Source organism: Roseobacter sp. YIN89 (assembly GCF_057219365.1).
On record NZ_JBXVVD010000003.1, the window covers coordinates 727,169 to 743,327 of the forward strand.

The 16,159-nt window shown below is 55.1% G+C and carries 15 protein-coding genes and 1 tRNA gene; 14 read left to right on the forward strand and 2 right to left on the reverse strand.

Features of this window, described 5'->3' with window-relative positions; all coding sequences use genetic code 11:
- The first annotated feature begins 11 nt into the window (after positions 1-11).
- The 13 genes from iscR (at position 12) to AC2D8V_RS15940 (ending at position 11,479) form a co-directional block, all read left to right on the forward strand.
- Positions 12-473, forward strand: a complete 462-nt coding sequence (gene iscR, locus AC2D8V_RS15880; protein ID WP_484734540.1) for a Fe-S cluster assembly transcriptional regulator IscR — start codon at positions 12-14, stop codon at positions 471-473.
- 37 nt (positions 474-510) lie between these two features.
- Positions 511-1,581, forward strand: a complete 1,071-nt coding sequence (locus AC2D8V_RS15885; protein WP_484734541.1) for a cysteine desulfurase family protein — start codon at positions 511-513, stop codon at positions 1,579-1,581.
- 16 nt (positions 1,582-1,597) lie between these two features.
- A complete protein-coding gene (sufB, locus tag AC2D8V_RS15890) occupies positions 1,598-3,136 on the forward strand; it encodes a Fe-S cluster assembly protein SufB (protein ID WP_484734542.1) in 1,539 nt (512 codons plus the stop codon).
- Between the two features lie 3 nt (positions 3,137-3,139).
- Positions 3,140-3,418, forward strand: a complete 279-nt coding sequence (locus AC2D8V_RS15895) for a hypothetical protein (protein WP_484734543.1) — start codon at positions 3,140-3,142, stop codon at positions 3,416-3,418.
- Positions 3,415-3,729, forward strand: coding sequence for a YbjQ family protein (locus tag AC2D8V_RS15900; protein ID WP_484734544.1), 315 nt, complete (start codon positions 3,415-3,417; stop codon positions 3,727-3,729). The genes AC2D8V_RS15895 and AC2D8V_RS15900 overlap by 4 nt, the downstream gene beginning before the upstream one ends.
- Before the next feature lie 130 nt (positions 3,730-3,859).
- Entirely contained in the window at positions 3,860-4,615 is a 756-nt protein-coding gene (gene sufC, locus AC2D8V_RS15905; RefSeq protein WP_484734545.1) for a Fe-S cluster assembly ATPase SufC, read from the forward strand.
- Complete coding sequence (locus AC2D8V_RS15910; protein ID WP_484734546.1) at positions 4,615-5,895, forward strand: SufB/SufD family protein; 1,281 nt, start codon at positions 4,615-4,617, stop codon at positions 5,893-5,895. Before sufC ends, AC2D8V_RS15910 begins: the two co-directional genes overlap by 1 nt.
- Positions 5,895-6,380, forward strand: a complete 486-nt coding sequence (locus AC2D8V_RS15915) for a YIP1 family protein (RefSeq protein ID WP_484734547.1) — start codon at positions 5,895-5,897, stop codon at positions 6,378-6,380. The genes AC2D8V_RS15910 and AC2D8V_RS15915 overlap by 1 nt, the downstream gene beginning before the upstream one ends.
- Positions 6,377-6,970: a YIP1 family protein gene (locus tag AC2D8V_RS15920; protein WP_484734548.1), complete on the forward strand. Its 594-nt coding sequence runs from the start codon at positions 6,377-6,379 to the stop codon at positions 6,968-6,970. The genes AC2D8V_RS15915 and AC2D8V_RS15920 overlap by 4 nt, the downstream gene beginning before the upstream one ends.
- Entirely contained in the window at positions 6,963-8,183 is a 1,221-nt protein-coding gene (locus AC2D8V_RS15925) for a cysteine desulfurase (RefSeq protein ID WP_484734549.1), read from the forward strand. The genes AC2D8V_RS15920 and AC2D8V_RS15925 overlap by 8 nt, the downstream gene beginning before the upstream one ends.
- 56 nt (positions 8,184-8,239) lie before the next feature.
- Positions 8,240-8,316 (forward strand) — tRNA-Arg (locus AC2D8V_RS15930).
- A 335-nt stretch (positions 8,317-8,651) separates the two neighbouring features.
- A complete protein-coding gene (locus tag AC2D8V_RS15935; RefSeq protein WP_484734550.1) occupies positions 8,652-9,035 on the forward strand; it encodes a cupin domain-containing protein in 384 nt (127 codons plus the stop codon).
- A gap of 1,616 nt (positions 9,036-10,651) precedes the next feature.
- Positions 10,652-11,479, forward strand: a complete 828-nt coding sequence (locus tag AC2D8V_RS15940) for a helix-turn-helix domain-containing protein (RefSeq protein ID WP_484734551.1) — start codon at positions 10,652-10,654, stop codon at positions 11,477-11,479.
- Positions 11,480-11,616: 137 nt separating this feature from the next.
- Here the strand turns inward: AC2D8V_RS15940 and AC2D8V_RS15945 are convergent, their stop codons facing one another.
- Complete coding sequence (locus AC2D8V_RS15945) at positions 11,617-12,600, reverse strand: adenylate/guanylate cyclase domain-containing protein (RefSeq protein ID WP_484734552.1); 984 nt, start codon at positions 12,598-12,600, stop codon at positions 11,617-11,619.
- A gap of 620 nt (positions 12,601-13,220) precedes the next feature.
- Between AC2D8V_RS15945 and AC2D8V_RS15950 the strand changes: the two genes are divergently transcribed.
- On the forward strand, positions 13,221-14,972 hold the full coding sequence (locus AC2D8V_RS15950; protein WP_484734553.1) for an adenylate/guanylate cyclase domain-containing protein: 1,752 nt from the start codon (positions 13,221-13,223) through the stop codon (positions 14,970-14,972).
- A 94-nt stretch (positions 14,973-15,066) separates the two neighbouring features.
- On the opposite strand, the gene AC2D8V_RS15955 is transcribed toward AC2D8V_RS15950, so the two are convergent.
- Positions 15,067-15,882 carry a class I SAM-dependent methyltransferase gene (locus AC2D8V_RS15955; protein ID WP_484734554.1) on the reverse strand — a complete coding sequence of 272 codons (816 nt, stop codon included), beginning with the start codon at positions 15,880-15,882 and terminating at the stop codon, positions 15,067-15,069.
- Between the last annotated feature and the right edge of the window lie 277 nt (positions 15,883-16,159).

Consider the following 16,159-nt stretch of genomic DNA (forward strand, 5'->3'; position numbering starts at 1 on the left):
GGGTTAGGCCCATGAAACTATCGACAAAGGGACGCTATGCCATGGTTGCGCTGGCCGATATCGCGCTGCAGCCCGAGGGGCATCTCGTTACTTTAGGGGATATTGCCGAACGGCAATCGATATCGCTGCCCTATTTGGAACAGTTGTTCGTCAAGCTGCGCCGGGCCGAGTTGGTCACCTCTGTGCGCGGCCCCGGCGGCGGTTACAGGCTGGCGCGCCCGGCCGAACAGATCAGGGTGGTGGACGTGTTGTCCGCGGTCGACGAGACGGTCAACGCCATGCACAAGGGGGCAGGGGCCTCCGGCGGGGCGTCGGGGAGCCGCGCGCAATCCCTGACCAACCGGCTGTGGGAAGGATTGAGCGCGCATGTGTATGTCTTTCTGCATCAAACGCGGCTTTCTGATGTAATCGAAAACGATCTGGCGCCTTGTCCGGCGGTGCCGACATTGTTCCAGCTGGTGGACGAAGCTTGAGGGGGCGGGAGCCTCCGGCGGGAGTTTATTTGGCAAGATGAAAGAGCGCGTTTATCTGGATCATAATGCGACAACGCCCCTGCGACCTGAAGCGCGGGCGGCGATGGTGGATGCACTGGATCTTGTTGGAAACCCTTCGTCGGTCCATGCCGAAGGACGCGCCGCCAAGGGATTGCTGGAAGCCGCGCGCGCCGATGTTGCCGCCTTGGTCGGGGCCGCTGCGTCAGAAGTGGTTTTCACCTCGGGTGCGACCGAGGCCGCACGGGTGCTGAGCACCGGGCTTGCAGGACATAGTGTTTACGTTGACCCCACGGCGCATGACGCGTTGTTGGTCCATGCCGGTGCAACGGACGGTCCCGAAGCAAGCGCCACGCTCGCAATGGGGTTGGCCAATTCGGAAACCGGGATCATCAGCCCGTTGCCGCCGCGCGAGGCGGGCAAGTGGCGCTATGGCGCCCGGCTGGCGGACTGGCTGCTGTTGGACATCACCCAGGCAGCAGGGCGCATCGGTTTCGATTTTGCCGCCAGCGGCGCTGATTTCGCCATCCTGTCCGCGCACAAGCTGGGTGGACCCAAAGGTGTTGGCGCGTTGATCGTACGGCAGGGGCTGGATATCACCGCGCTGGCCGCCGGCGGAGGCCAGGAAATGGGCCGGCGATCCGGCACGGAAAATATCGTTGGCATAGCCGGATTTGCCGCTGCATGTCGTGCGGCGAAAACGGACATCGATGCAGGGCGCTGGACAAAAGTCGCAGAACTTAGAAAGATTCTAGAAAACGCCCTTGCAGCCGAGGCAAAGACAACTATTTTTGTCGGGAAAGACGCGGACCGGCTTCCAAACACGTCCTGTTTTGCGACGCCGGGCTGGAAGGGCGAGGCGCAGGTCATCCAGATGGATCTGGCCGGCTTTGCAATCAGCGCAGGTTCGGCCTGCTCCAGCGGCAAGGTACGGGCCAGCACTGTGTTGCGCGCTCTTGGGTACGACGAGGAAACGGCGAGCTCGGCGGTCCGCGTGTCGCTTGGGCTTGAAAACACATCCGACGACGTTCTGCGTTTTGCCGAGCGTTGGCTAGAGAAAGAAAAGAAATTCCGCGCCCGTGCGGCGTGAGATCTGGAGGAAGACGATGGCAGCACTTGACCACCCCGTAACCGACGAAGTTCAGGTGAAGGATGGCGTTGATCAGGAAACTGTCGACGCGGTGCGTGAGGTTGGCGGCAAGTACAAATACGGCTGGTCCACCGACATCGAGATGGAGTACGCGCCCAAGGGCCTTTCACCCGATATCGTACGGCTGATTTCCGAAAAGAACGAAGAGCCGGAGTGGATGACCGAGTGGCGGCTGGCGGCCTATGAGCGTTGGCTGCAAAAGGAAGAGCCAAAGTGGGCAATGGTCGACTACCCGGAGATCGACTTTCAGGACCAGTATTACTATGCGCGGCCCAAGTCGATGGAGCAAAAGCCAAAGTCGCTTGATGACGTCGATCCGAAGCTTTTGGAAACCTACAACAAGCTGGGCATCCCGCTGAAAGAGCAGATGATCCTCGCAGGCGTTGAAGGCGCCGAGGAGATGGGTGACGAGCCACGCAAGGTGGCGGTGGATGCGGTCTTTGATTCCGTGTCGGTCGGCACGACCTTTCAGGACGAGTTGAAAAAGGCCGGCGTGATCTTTTGCTCGATCTCCGAGGCGATCAAGGAGCACCCTGAACTGGTCAAGAAGTACCTGGGGTCGGTCGTTCCGGTCAGCGACAACTACTATGCCACCCTGAACTCGGCCGTCTTTTCGGATGGGTCTTTCGTCTACGTGCCGCCGGGCGTGCGGTGCCCTATGGAGCTGTCGACGTATTTCCGGATCAACGCAGAAAACACCGGTCAGTTCGAGCGTACACTGATCATTGCGGACAAGGGGTCGTATGTCTCTTATCTCGAAGGGTGCACCGCGCCGCAGCGCGACATCGCGCAACTGCACGCAGCCGTGGTTGAGATTATCATCGAGGAAGACGCAGAGGTGAAATACTCCACCGTGCAGAACTGGTTTCCCGGTGATGAGAACGGCAAGGGCGGCATCTATAACTTTGTGACCAAACGCGCCGATTGCCGCGGCGACCGCGCCAAGGTGATGTGGACGCAGGTGGAGACAGGTTCGGCGGTGACATGGAAGTACCCCAGCTGCATTTTGCGCGGTGATGACACGCAGGGCGAGTTCTACTCGATCGCGATTACCAACCATCACCAGCAAGCCGACACAGGCACCAAGATGATCCATTTGGGCAAGAACACCAAAAGCCGGATCGTGTCCAAAGGCATCTCGGCGGGTAAGGCGCAGAACACGTACCGCGGGCTTGTTTCCATGCACCCCAAGGCCAAGAACTCGCGCAACTACACCCAGTGCGACAGCCTGCTGATCGGTGACAAATGCGGGGCGCATACGGTGCCTTATATCGAAGTCAGGAATAACTCGAGCCGCGTGGAGCATGAGGCGACCACTTCCAAGGTGGACGACGACCAGCTTTTCTACTGCCGCTCGCGCGGGATGGACGAAGAAGAAGCTGTGGCCCTTGTGGTGAACGGTTTCTGCAAGGACGTCCTGCAAGCGCTGCCGATGGAGTTCGCGATGGAAGCGCAACAGCTTGTGGCGATATCGCTTGAAGGTTCGGTGGGCTAAGCCTTGGGCATTCAACCGGATAAAAACGATGTGGAACTGGGACCAGACCAGCCGCCGCAAGAGCCCCCTGCGCGGTCTGGCGTGGCGGGTGCGCTGGTGGTTGCCGCTGTGGTTGGTGCAGCGCTGGGTGCGGTGATTGCTCTGTTTTTGGCGCCGGACCTTATGTTTGGTGCCGCGATCGGCGGCGCGCTGACGGTTTCAGCGATCCGGGTGTTCCTGCTGATGTCATCAGACCACCGCGGATTGGCCCCTGTGAAAGACAAAGACGGAACGATGCAATGATCCTGACAACGACCAACACCATCGAAGGGCACCAGATCACGGCTTACAAGGGCATCGTTGTGGGCGAGGCGATTATGGGCGCGAATATCGTGCGCGACTTTTTCGCCTCTGTCACCGATGTGATCGGCGGACGCTCTGGCGCATATGAATCCAAACTGCAGGACGCCCGCGCCGAGGCCATGGCCGAAGTCGAAGAACGCGCGCAACGGCTCGGGGCCAATGCGGTTGTAGGCATTGATCTGGACTATGAGGTGATCGGAGATTCGATGCTGATGGTCTCTGTCTCCGGCACGGCGGTGACGATCTCATGAGACGGCGGACAAAGCCACAGGGTTATCCACGGGTAACCCTCTGATAATACAAGATAACCGTACGGACACTTAACAAAAAATTAACGCCTCTGATACTGACGCCGAGGCGGGCACGAAAAAGGGAAACGACATGCTGAGCATCAAGAACCTCGCTGTAAAACTGGAAGAAGAAGACAAGCAGATCCTCAAAGGCGTCGATCTGGAGATCGAAGCGGGCAAGGTGCACGCGATCATGGGGCCGAACGGGTCGGGCAAGTCGACGCTGTCTTATGTGCTGTCCGGCAAGGACGGCTATGAGGTCACAGACGGGTCCGCGTATCTGGAAGGTGAGGATGTGCTGGACATGGAACCCGAAGAGCGCGCAGCCGCAGGCCTGTTTCTGGCGTTCCAGTATCCGGTGGAAATCCCCGGTGTCGGCAACATGACCTTTTTGCGCACAGCCGTGAACGCACAGCGCAAAGCCCGTGGCGAAGAAGAGATGTCGGCCGCCGATTTCCTCAAAGCGGTGCGCGCACGCGCCAAGGAGTTGAAGATTGACGCGGATATGCTCAAGCGTCCCGTAAATGTCGGCTTCTCCGGTGGCGAGAAAAAGCGCAATGAAATCCTGCAGATGGCGATGCTGGAGCCGAAGATGTGCATCCTCGACGAGACGGATTCCGGTCTTGATGTGGACGCGATGAAGCTGGTGGCGGAAGGCGTGAACGCGCTGCGTTCTGAAGGGCGCGGCTTTCTGGTGATCACGCACTACCAGCGTTTGCTCGACCACATCAAACCGGACGTGGTGCACATCATGGCGGACGGCAAGATCGTCAAGACAGGTGGCCCGGAACTGGCACTGGAAGTCGAAAACAACGGCTATGCCGGCATCCTTGCCGAGGTGGCATAATGGCAGAAGCAGCAGCAAAACAGACCACAACCGAGGCGCGGCTGGCCGGTCTGACCCTGCCTAAGGGCGGCTGGTCGGAGCCTGCGCGCAAGGCGGCCTATGACCGCCTTGTCGCCATGCAACTGCCCGAGCGTCGCGACGAGTACTGGAAGTACACCCGCCCCGATACGCTTACCCAGCCCGGAGCCCCGCGTGCGGCGGTTTTTGACAGTGACGAGGCCGCGATCTTTGGTGAGGTTGATTGCATCAATATCGTGTTCGTCGATGGGGTGTTTGATGCTGATGCCTCGGATGATCTCGACCTTGAAGGGGTAACCATCGAACGGCTCGCGGCAGCGCAAGCTGACATCCATTGGGCGCGCGATCTGTATGGTACGCTTGAGGCCAAGGGGCAGGTGCCGGTGCCGCGTCCGCTGGCCGCGCTGAACACGGCCTATGCGACCGATGGTGTCCTGATCCATGCCACTGGCAAGGTCAGCAAGCCGATCAGTCTGCAGTACCATCACCGCGACGAGACATCGGATGCGATCCTGCACCACGCGATCAAAGTGGATGCAGGTGCCGCGTTGACCGTGCTGGAAAACGGCCCCGCCGCCGCGCGGTTCAACAAGGTGATGGAAGTGGACATCGCCGATACCGGTGTATTCCACCATGTTCGGGCGCAGGGGCGCGATCACGAACGCAGGGCCGCTACGCATATATTTGCGCGTCTGGGAGCAGAAAGCATTTTCAAGAGCTTTACCCTGACCGCCAATGGCGTGTTGACGCGAAATGAATGCGTGATCGAACTGACCGGCGACGATGCTGTCGCACATGTTGCCGGTGCCTGTGTCGGCGATGGTGATTTCCATCATGACGATACGGTTTTCATCACACACGACGCTGTGAACTGCGAAAGCCGTCAGGTTTTCAAAAAGGTCCTGCGCAATGGCGCGACGGGCGTTTTTCAGGGCAAGATCCTCGTGCAACCCGGCGCACAAAAGACCGATGGCTATCAGATCAGCCAGTCGCTGCTGCTGGATGATGACAGCCAGTTTCTGGCCAAGCCGGAGCTTGAGATTTACGCTGACGACGTGGCGTGCTCGCATGGTTCCACCTCTGGCGCGATCGATGAAACCGCGCTGTTCTACCTGCGGTCACGCGGCGTGCCCAAAGCGCAGGCCACCGATCTGCTGACTTTGGCGTTTCTGGCCGAAGCAGTGGAAGAGATCGAAGATGAAACACTGCGCGACGGCATCATTGCCCGCCTGACAGACTGGTTGGAGCGGCACCGCGGTTAATGGCGATCACCCGTAATATCACGGCGACATACAAAGGGCCGGGGCGCGTCATGACGCGCCTTTTGGCGCTTGGTCAGCGCGAAGACAGGGCACTTGCCTATCTGATGGCGGGCTGTTTGCTGGTGTTCATCGCGCAACTGCCGCGGCTGGCGCGTCAGGCGCATATCAGCGGTGAGGATCTCAACATGCTGTTGGGCGGCACGCTCATGGCGTGGATTTTCATCGCGCCACTGGCGCTTTATACCATTGCGGCGATCAGCCACCTTATCGCAAAGGTTTTTCGCGGCAGCGGTACATTTTATGGCGCGCGGCTGGCTCTTTTCTGGGCGCTGCTTGCCTCGTCACCGTTGATGTTGCTATGGGGTCTTGTGGCCGGTTTCATCGGGCAGGGGATCGAAATGCAGGTGATCGCTTTTGTCTGGCTGGCAGTTTTTTTGTGGTTTTGGGTGGGCGGCCTGATCGCCGCCGAGAGGCAACCGGTATGACGCAGCCCCTTTCCTTGCCCGATCTTGCGGTGCTGACATTGCGTGACCCGCAGGCTGCAGCGCAGATTGTGCTGGGTTGGAAGCTGCCGCGCGAGGCGCTTTGGACAGCGATTTTTCTGGTGGGTGTGATCGTGACGATCCTGTTCTCGCTGGGCAATATCGTGATGCCGCTGCCGGCCCCGTTGCAATCGCTGGGCACCAGCCCGTTTATCTATCTGGTCATCGCTGTGGGCGGCTTTGTTGCGACGGTTCTCGCCGTCTTCTGGACCGGTCGCATGATGGGCGGCCGGGGCGAGCTTTACGATTTCATGACGCTGCTGTTGTGGCTGCAGGTGTTGCGTACAGCGGCGCAGGCCCTCATTCTGGCGTCTCTCTTTCTGGTGCCTGTCCTTGGTGGATTTTTGTCGCTCTTTGTTTTCGTGGCGACCTTGTGGATCTTCATCAACTTCATCAGCGTCGGTCTGCAACTCGACAGCCTGTGGCGTGCGGTGTTCGTGCTGATCGTGGGGGCTGTGGCCTTTATGATCGGCCTGTCCTTTTTGCTTTCACTGATCGGCGTTTCTGCCGTCGGAGTCCCTTCGAATGTATGATGTTGAAAAAATCCGCCGCGACTTTCCGATCCTGAGCCGGGAAGTGAACGGCAAGCCGCTGGTTTACCTCGATAACGGCGCATCCGCGCAAAAGCCGCAAGTGGTCATTGATGCGATCACTAACGTGTACAGCAATGAATATGCGAATGTTCACAGGGGCTTGCACTATCTTTCTAATCTGGCCACCGAGAAATACGAGAGCGTGCGCGCGGTGATCGCGCGGTTTCTCAATGCAGCCTCGGAAGACGAAATCGTGCTGAACTCGGGCACGACGGAAGGCATCAACATGGTGGCCTATTCGTGGGCGATGCCACGGCTTGAAGCGGGCGACGAGATTATCCTCAGCGTTATGGAGCACCACGCGAATATCGTGCCTTGGCATTTCTTGCGCGAGCGGCAGGGCGTGGTGTTGAAATGGGTTGATGTGGACAGCACCGGGGCGCTCGACCCTCAAGCGGTGATCGACGCTATTACGCCAAAGACCAAGCTGATCGCCGTGACCCATTTGTCCAATGTGCTGGGCACGCGGGTCGATGTAAAAGCCATCACGGCAGGGGCGCATGCGCGTGGTGTGCCGGTGCTTGTCGATGGCAGTCAGGCGGCTGTGCATCAGCCCGTTGATGTGCAGGACATTGGCTGTGACTTTTACGCGATCACGGGCCACAAGCTTTATGGTCCGTCCGGATCGGGCGCGATCTATGTGAAGGCGGACCGCTACGCAGAAATGCGTCCCTTTATCGGGGGCGGCGACATGATCAAGGAAGTCACCAAGGACGCGGTGATTTACAACGACGCACCGATGAAATTCGAGGCAGGCACGCCAGGCATTGTGCAGACTATCGGCTTTGGCGTGGCGCTGGAGTATATGATGGGCCTCGGGATGGAGAACATCGCCGCCCACGAAAACAGCCTGCGCGACTACACGGTGGAGCGTCTCGGCGGGTTGAACTGGCTTCAGCTTCAGGGCACGACACCCGACAAGGGGGCCATCTTCAGCTTTACACTGGACGGCGCGGGCCACGCGCATGATATCTCGACGATCCTTGATAAAAAGGGCGTGGCGGTGCGGGCCGGGCAACACTGCGTCGGACCACTGATGGAACATATGGGCCTGAGCGCCACGTGCCGCGCATCCTTCGGGCTTTATAACACGACCCACGAGGTTGATGTGCTGGTGGACGCGCTGGAGCTTGCACACGATCTCTTTGCTTAAGCGGGCCCAATTTGTAATTGCAGCGGTGAAAACCGCAGTCTATACCGCGCAATAGCGGACCCTTAGCTCAGCTGGATAGAGCGCTGCCCTCCGAAGGCAGAGGCCAGAGGTTCGAATCCTCTAGGGTCCGCCATTGACGCTACGTAAATTATTGTAATATATTAATTTTATTACATTCACTAATTTTAAATCCCCCAGCATATCCCCCATGTGGCTCTGGAATTAGTAGGAATTTGACGGAATGCTGTTCTTCGCTTAATCGTGTTGTGGATTGGTTTCTTCGGATTTGAACGACTGCTAACGTCAAAAGCGGACGCTGGCGGAAAATCGGCCTACTTCCGCTGTGCGGGACTTAGCCGTCGTTGACACAGACCTAAGGTCCATACAGGATTACTGGGCAAAAAACCTGTTCTGGGAACGCAGCCGCCACCGCGCTGAGAAACGCTTCACCGAAGTGGACCATCCAAATTGATCTATGTTGAAATTTATGCCGATCCGCGTGGAGTTTCGCATTTTCGAGATGCGGAGGTTTCTTTCGCTTCCAGCGAACTAGCCGCAAAAGGAAACCCCGTTTCGACATCCAGTTTTCGGCAAGCGATGGCTGGATTTGTGTCGGTTCCTGCGGGTTGGAATAGCGGTTGGCACAACTCTCCGGGTGATGGTTTCACTATACTGCTCCAAGGTAACATTGAAATTGAAGTGGGCAGCGGAGAAGTTCGATGTTTCTCACCCGGCGAGGTTTGGCGGAGCACCGACATTTCCGGCAAGGGTCACGTCAGTCGTGTTGTTGGTACCAAAGATGCAAAAGTCTACATGACAAGCTTCGCAAGTCTCGAAGGCGAAACAGGATAAGTCCCGTCTTGAAGACACGGACAAAGTGTTCGCTCTGGGCTCGAAGCAGTCCTCCGACTGTTTTTATCAGATGACGGCTAAGCGCCGCTCAGCGGTCGTTCGGTCGCGAAAAGCCAAACTTTCTGCTGTCAATGACCGGTTCGGGCGATAGCAGACGCTCGTCAAAAATTCGTCTATGACCGCAACGCGGACTAATCGGCCGTTCGCTGCAAGGCACGCGTTTCGGTCAAATGCATAAGACGGCCGCTAAATAAACATGCGAATACGGTTGGCTATTTCTGACAAGTTGTGACACCCCTTTCTGAAGAAATCTGGTTGGTCGTTGAAAGGAAGAAATTGAATTTTGGATTCTTGTTAGTGATCACTTGGTTGGCACTCATCTTTGCGGTGATTCAGTATGGTTATCTAAGAGGTATTGTTGTACCTCTTATGATCATATTCTTCCCCTACCAAACGAGCGGACTTGTTACAAATACACAAAAATTTGGCTGGGGCAGTATGTACGGTGTGCCTACCAACAGTCCTCCCTACGAAGAAGGCGGACCTAGGACCTACCTTCTTCTAAATTTTGACTTTAGTAAGATCTCGTTGTCTGAGAAGTGCACACTCACGGTCAAACGTGTCTTGCTTAGGAACCCCGATACTGACCAAATACTGATGGAAGCTACAGAGCCCCGCGTAAACTATATGATACGAAGCAGCAGTCAATTTGGATATCCTAACCATCGGTTTGACTATGTACAATCCGATCTTCCACTTCATCTACGCGTGGATATGGAATACATTTGCTTTGACGTGCGAGAGTCTCATACCTTCAGCCAAAAGTTGAGGCACCAGATCTGGACACCCGCATATGTCATATACGAAGGAATGCTTGGGTTTTAAACGTCCGTCTCGCCCAGAGTTCTGAACAATGAATAGGTTGGGTGCCGGTTGTTTCAGTACCCGATCAAGAGCAATCGGTATGGCATTGTCATTCTGCTTTGACCGTAGAATGCATCCGCTGCAGAGCATGCATTCGCATAATCTTTGCTTGTCACCGGACGGCCACCGGATCGGAAGCGGTACTGCATCGGGACTGCGAGTGCCAGGACATCTATGGTCCGATCCGGGCTCTGGGCGGCCATTCGACAGACTTATGCAGATGACTGCATTTCTTGGTAAGCGGTAACTTGCCATTGCTTTTCACTACCAGCGTCGACGACAACACCTCAAACTTCAAAATGGTTTTTTGCGCCCCGTTGATATTCTACGGTGCCATGATCTTTGTATCTTTCCTCCGAAATACGTCTTCTATCGTGGATGTTGCGGCCACTCGGCGCTCCGAAGCAGAGCATGTCCAAGGTTGTGGCAAATGGTGATGTCCAGCGGTGCACAGGCGTTCTCCCTAACAAATTGATCGGTTTGTTAAAGTTGCCGATGCACAGGACCAAAACCCACCGACAAGAACCGGATCTGACCGTAAGAAACCCGTAAGTCTGTTGGGCATATTGGTGTTTATTGGCATCCTGAGCGGATAGTTTCACGCTATACTAAAAACTATCATGACCAATTGGACATCTCTTTTCGCTCAGAAGCTTCGCTCTCATCGCATTGGATGCGGGGAGCATGGACGCATGACACAGGAAGAGCTGGCGGCGTCACTAGATGTTAGCGTGGATGCCATTAGCAAATACGAGCGCTCGCTTTCCTATATTCGTGGTGACCTTGAATACAAGCTTGTCGAAAAACTCGGTTGGAGCCGAGAAACAGTGCTTGCCTGCCGCGAAGACTGGGAGGCTGGTCGACCAGCACTGCAAGCTTCTGCTTACCGCTTGTTGAACAATTTGGAAATTCTGAACGAATTCGATGGATCTGCATCAGCTGTGACCCAAGCCGTGGCAACTATGGAAACGGAAGGTTCGAATGGATTGCCAAGTGGCTTCTCGGCGAGCGACACTATCTGGCGAGACATTCAAAACGAAGGGCGATTGTCAGGGCCGTACGTCATGCACGGATCAGTCTTAGTGGGCCATGTCGGATTGATCTTTCCGGGTTCAGCCCTTGAAGAGCGTTTTCATGAATGCCGGTTCGATGAAGGAGAAGTCACACCGGATCTGCTAAAGCGCCCGATATTGCCGGGAGAATACTTTGCTTATTGTCCTGCAATTTACATTGCAAAGGGTCACGAGGCGGCTGCTCGATTGCTTCTCTCGGGTTTCGTCACAGAATTGGAGGGTCTTGTTCAGCGTGAGATATATGTTCGCGAGATAGGAGCCATTTCAGTGAATGCTTTGGGAAGACAACTCTGTGAGGATATCGGGCTTCAATTTCTCGGAAACCATGAGAGCTATCCTGATTTCGGTGTATGGATAATGCCAGGTCATGAAATCGCGTCCTCCATTCTGGGGCGCAAAAGCTTGAAATTGCGAAGGGCTTACGGGAAGCAATCTTCGCAGGAATAACAAAAAAAAATTGTAGAGCACAACAAAGGTACGCTTCGGGCTCGTTGCAGACCTTCGGAGCGCAGTGCATCAATGCCTGCTACGCGGAACAAGCAGATCTTTATGCAGTTTTCATCCGGCCCACTGTTCACCTTGTTTCAATTAGCCTGCTCTCGCCATTCGAGGCGATAAAGTAGGTGTTGGCCATCAAGGCCTTTTAATGCAATTGTCACAGGTGACCCGAACTTATAATCTTTTGCTCCTCCTACCATGGCTCTCGTTGCATCAGACACTCGGATTTCACTCGGGTCGGCAATAGATGCAATTCGTGCGGCTTTGTTCACGACCGTCCCGAGAAAATCCTCACCTGCTTCAACAATATCACCTGTGTTGATCCCAACGCGCATGGTCAGCTTGGGTTCTCCGTCGATCCCATCGATCGTGTTCTGGAGCTTACTTGCCGCTTTCAACGCACTTCCTGCCGATGTGAAAATAGACATTGTGCCGTCACCCATCGTTTTAACTAGGCGTCCTCCATGTTGTGCCAAAAGCTCCTCGACGAGATTGAGGTGCTCAGAAATGATCCCGGCCCATCTGGCGTCGCCTATAGCTTCCGCCAACGCCGAACTGCTAACAATATCCGTAAACATCACGGTGGCGCTTCCCGACGCTTCCAGCTTAAGATCTACCTTGCCTACTTTCTCAAGGAAATCATCGTACGCCTTGTGAGTGTAACCAAAGACCTCAGCATTGTTCACTGGATTTGAGTTGTGCACATGTACGATCTTCCAGATGCCGTCTTCCATCCTGAAAATCATCGTTTGACGCAAGTACACCGGTTTTTCAGCATTCTCAAAATGAACTTCCAATCGCGATCTGGACCATCCAAACCCGTCGCACTCCCATGCTTCAATTTCAGAAGACTTCATGACCGACGGATCGGCTTCTCCCATGTGACCGCCGTAACCTCGCCGCAGATTTTCGCCGGCCCAATACTCTTTTTCGTCTGTTCCGATGTAACTCAACGCATCCGTTTCCGAGAATAAGTTGACTGCCGTTTTGGGTTGTTGGTTAAAGATTGCGTGCAGCCATCGGCGCACGATCTGTTCAAGTTCGTGTGAGCGGCTGGGCAATCTATCCATAAACGCTTTCAGCTTGTAACATCCGTTCTTCGTATATCAGCTTATTGAGATCATTGGGCCATGTCGATCCACCGATTAAGGGCGTGTTTCGACCACTGAACTGCCGGCAAATTTGAAAGAATTGGATTTTAACCCGTTGCGAAAACGCGCCCATTGTGCGCGAACTTTGGGCTCTGAGCGACCATTAGCCGAATTTTGGTGAGTGTCGGCTGTTTCGCGTTAAGCAGCCATTCAAGACCGAAAATTCGGAGTTTTGGTTCTGAATGTCTGCATTTACCAGCACCGGACATTCGTTGAAATCTGCTGAACGGCAGAGTTGCGGACTATGCCGTCGTTTGGCTTCTGCGTTTGAATGGCCGGTATCTGCGATTCTCTACTAAAGTGATAATCGCCCGCGGAGATTTTCGGGCGTTCTATGTAGAAGCGAATAATACTCAGGGCTAGTCAAAAAAACGTCGGTTCAACCCAGAGACTCCCGGTCGAAAGGCTCAGATGACGAAGTTCAGCAGATAACAACCACTCCCGAATTTGATCTAAAGTTTGCGTGAATACGCTCCAACTGTCAGACTGACGTGTGGGAGTCTTGTATTCGTGCTAGATCCTAAATTGGAGATCCGTTTATGGAGCGCCGTCTCGCGACAATTTTTGCGGCTGACGTGGTTGGCTACTCGCGGCTTATGGAAACGGACGAGAAGGGCACGCTCTCAGCACTGCGTGGTGCACGAGCCCTCATTGACAATCTCATTGCAGAGCACCGCGGCAGGATTTTTGGCAGTGCCGGTGACAGTGTCATTGCTGAATTCGCAAGCCCCGTTCAGGGAGTTGAATGCGCTGTGGCGGTCCAGAGCCAACTTGCTGAACCCGAAACACACGCGAAATCCGATCCTATGCTGCAGCTTCGGATCGGCGTCAATTTAGGGGATGTTTCGACCGAAGGTGAGAACTTGTTAGGGACTGGGGTCAATATTGCGGCACGACTCGAACAAATCGCGGAGCCAGGGGGCGTTTGTCTGTCGAGTACGGTCTACGAGCATTTGGGTGGGATACTGAATCTTCCATTGACCGACATGGGAGAACAACATCTGAAAAATATCTCGCGCCCTGTTCGCGTCTGGTCCTGGCATCCGAAAAGATTGCAAGTGATTAGCGAAGCGTCTGACAAACAGGAGCAGCGTTCTGCAAAGCCCTGCATTGCGGTCCTGCCCTTCAACAACATGTCTGGCGATCCCGAGCAGGAGTATTTTTCGGATGGGTTGACAGAAGATATCATCACGGCGTTAGCCAAACATCGATGGTTGGATGTAATTGCTCGCAATACCACTTTTTCCTACAAGCATACGTCGCCCAAGATCGATGAAGTCGGGAAGGAGCTTGGCGCCGATTATGTTCTCGAGGGCTCGGTACGACGGGCAGGCCAGCGCGTGCGTGTGACAGGACAGTTGATCGACACGGGAACAGGCGCACATATCTGGGCTGACCGCTATGACCGGAGCTTGCAAGACATATTTGAACTGCAGGATGAAATGACCCAGAATATCGTCGGGCGAATTGAGCCGGAAATAGGCTTGGCGGTACGACAAAAGATCGAAAAAACCGCCTATCCCGAGGTGCACGCGTGGGACTCTTATCACCTTGGCGTTGCTAAGTTTTATCAATTCACGGCGGAAGCTAACAACGAGGCGCAACGCCTTTTGCAGCGGGCGCGTGAACTTGATCCAAGCTTCGCGGAAGCGCATGGAATGTGGGCCTACGCCACTATTCTGGGGATGGTGTATTGGGACACAGAACCTGACCCGGATCATATGGACGAAGCACTGGCTGCGGCCCGACAGGCAGTTGCGCTCGATAACCAGAATGCAGTGCTCTACATGCTAATGGGCCGCGTCCAGCTTGCAAGGCGCGAGTATCGCGCCGCCCTAGCAGAGAACGAAAAAGCCATTGAACTTAACCCGACCTTAGCTCCAGCCTTTTGCGCGCTCGGTGACTCCCTTGCATACGAGGGTCGCTACGAAGAAGCGTCCGAGCATTTTGAAAAAGCGGTCGAAATGAGTCCTAACCATCCACAGCTTTGGGCATTTCTTTCCTATGGGGCACTGAACTTCCTGTTCGCGAACCAGTTTGAAAAGGCGTTGGATTGGGCCGAGCGCGCCACTGATATCCCGAATTGTCAGTATTGGGCGACGGCGCACGCGGTGGTGGCGCTTGCCTATCTGGAGCGGACCGAGGAAGCGCGCAAAATGGTAGCCCGTCTGCTTCAGGAGCGCCCAGATTTCAGTTTGTCATTTGCGCGGAAGCGACTCTTCTTCCTGAAGAGGGAAGACCAGTTGAATCTCTATTTAGACGGTTTGGAGAAGGCCGGCATAGTAGACTAGTCCTCCATCACAGCGCATACTTTTTCGCGGCCACTGCAATTCTTCGAGACATATTGAATGATCCCGGGGCAGACCCAATACCCTTGAAAATATCCTAGGCAGGCGTAACGAAATACAGGTACCTACGAAGCTGGCCCCGCCGAACTGCTAGTAGTTTTTTTGCCCAGCTGGCCTGCGCTTCTTCGTAAAAGTCGTCGCCCGCAATTCTCCGCAGCTCATCCTCATAATCGCGTTCCGCGCCGATCATTTTAACGTACGTTTGTTCAAGATCCGCGGTAAGATCTTTACAACTGCGAATTTTCCAACCTGTGCCGGCAAGCAAGTCCAAGTAAGGTTCATCGCTATCAACGAAGTCCGGACCTGCATCTAATGCGTCCGCCCGATCCGCCGGAGAAAGCCCGGGGGCAACATCGATCACCGAAAAGGCCATTTTCCCGTTGTCTGAAATCACCCGCCGGCACTCTTTCAGGGCCTCCCTTTTTGGCAGCAGGCAGCACAATACATCACTGTGTGTGATCGCGGAAAATGAATTGCTGTCAAAGGGCAAACATGAAGCGTCACCACGAACCGTTTGCACGCGCTCTGAAATCCCATCTTCAATAGCCCGTTCCGCGGCTAGCTTTAGCCCTGCTTCCGGCAGGTCGAGCAATGTCAGATGACACCCACACTCTTTGGCAAAGTAAAGCCCCGGCCATCCCGCCCCCGCTCCTAGGTCGAGAAGGTTCGTCTGACGCTCAAAGCCTAACATGGAGATTATCCTGTCAACCTCGGACCGCGTCGCATTGCTGTGGCCAATATAGCCGCAGTCACACACCCGGTTGGTGATGCTCTGCAAAGTTGAGGAACCTGCAAGGCTATAGTAGTTATTCAGTCGAGCTATCTGTACAATTTCGGCTTCGCTATGAGGCATAGCCGAAGTCTACACTTCTTTTCTGAATTCCAAAACAGTTGCAAGCACCGGCCGGTCCTGCAACGAATGGCTGGATTGGGCCATTTCTTGTATGGCAATGTCCGCTTGGCGCGCGTCACTGACAATCATCTCTACCGAAGGAATGGGCACTGTGGGCTCGATGCGGTCATTCGACCGTTTTTCTCAGATGGCTGCTTTGTAGCGGTAAGCATCCGTTCGCCAAGGTACAAATCAAGCAAAACACCTCACAAAGCAGGTGTTCAGTATCTGATAAAAA

What these genes read in the sequence shown, in the direction of transcription:
- sufC (WP_484734545.1), top strand. Translation starts at nt 3,860, where the DNA reads ATGCTGAGCATCAAGAACCTCGCTGTAAAACTGGAAGAAGAAGACAAG.
- AC2D8V_RS15945 (WP_484734552.1), bottom strand. Translation starts at nt 12,600, where the DNA reads ATGGATAGATTGCCCAGCCGCTCACACGAACTTGAACAGATCGTGCGC.
- AC2D8V_RS15900 (WP_484734544.1), top strand. Translation starts at nt 3,415, where the DNA reads ATGATCCTGACAACGACCAACACCATCGAAGGGCACCAGATCACGGCT.
- AC2D8V_RS15915 (WP_484734547.1), top strand. Translation starts at nt 5,895, where the DNA reads ATGGCGATCACCCGTAATATCACGGCGACATACAAAGGGCCGGGGCGC.
- AC2D8V_RS15910 (WP_484734546.1), top strand. Translation starts at nt 4,615, where the DNA reads ATGGCAGAAGCAGCAGCAAAACAGACCACAACCGAGGCGCGGCTGGCC.
- AC2D8V_RS15940 (WP_484734551.1), top strand. Translation starts at nt 10,652, where the DNA reads ATGACACAGGAAGAGCTGGCGGCGTCACTAGATGTTAGCGTGGATGCC.
- AC2D8V_RS15950 (WP_484734553.1), top strand. Translation starts at nt 13,221, where the DNA reads ATGGAGCGCCGTCTCGCGACAATTTTTGCGGCTGACGTGGTTGGCTAC.
- AC2D8V_RS15955 (WP_484734554.1), bottom strand. Translation starts at nt 15,882, where the DNA reads ATGCCTCATAGCGAAGCCGAAATTGTACAGATAGCTCGACTGAATAAC.
- sufB (WP_484734542.1), top strand. Translation starts at nt 1,598, where the DNA reads ATGGCAGCACTTGACCACCCCGTAACCGACGAAGTTCAGGTGAAGGAT.
- AC2D8V_RS15885 (WP_484734541.1), top strand. Translation starts at nt 511, where the DNA reads ATGAAAGAGCGCGTTTATCTGGATCATAATGCGACAACGCCCCTGCGA.
- iscR (WP_484734540.1), top strand. Translation starts at nt 12, where the DNA reads ATGAAACTATCGACAAAGGGACGCTATGCCATGGTTGCGCTGGCCGAT.
- AC2D8V_RS15920 (WP_484734548.1), top strand. Translation starts at nt 6,377, where the DNA reads ATGACGCAGCCCCTTTCCTTGCCCGATCTTGCGGTGCTGACATTGCGT.
- AC2D8V_RS15925 (WP_484734549.1), top strand. Translation starts at nt 6,963, where the DNA reads ATGTATGATGTTGAAAAAATCCGCCGCGACTTTCCGATCCTGAGCCGG.